We start from the raw sequence: 421 nt of genomic DNA, 5'->3' as shown, positions 1-421 counted from the left end.
GCCGCGTCAACCGCGAGCCCGACGTGCGCTGCGAGCTGTACGACGTCGTCTTCGACATCGAGAAGGCCGTGGAGGCGCTCGCCACGGTGCCGGCCCAGGACGTGGAGTACCGCCTCAAGCCCATTCTCGAGGCGATTGCTCACCGTCCGCCGTCCGCGCAGGAGAAGTACCTGGCGCTGCTGGAGGTGCGCACGGGCCTGGCCGCGCAGAAGCTGCGGCTGTCCATGGCCCGCGCCGTGCGCACTTCAGCAGCGGGAGAGAGCGCGGACTCCAAGAGCGGAGGGAAGAGCAGCGGCGGCGACGACACCATCGACGGCGAGGTGTTCGAGGACGCGTACTGCTACTACACGGTGACGCAGCGCGGAGACGCGAAGGCGATTTCGTCCTTCACCTTCACGCCCAAGGCCGTCGTCGAAACCGA

At 68.2% G+C, this 421-nt stretch carries 1 pseudogene; it reads left to right on the top strand.

The features are described from left to right. Nucleotides 1-421, top strand: a pseudogene (locus FJV41_RS50850) (hypothetical protein); the annotation flags it as partial.

The sequence above is a fragment of the Myxococcus llanfairpwllgwyngyllgogerychwyrndrobwllllantysiliogogogochensis genome, from assembly GCF_006636215.1.
GTDB lineage: Bacteria > Myxococcota > Myxococcia > Myxococcales > Myxococcaceae > Myxococcus > Myxococcus llanfairpwllgwyngyllgogerychwyrndrobwllllantysiliogogogochensis.
The sequence above is the reverse complement of the archived record's forward strand: the minus strand, read 5'-3'. Positions and strand labels throughout refer to the sequence as shown.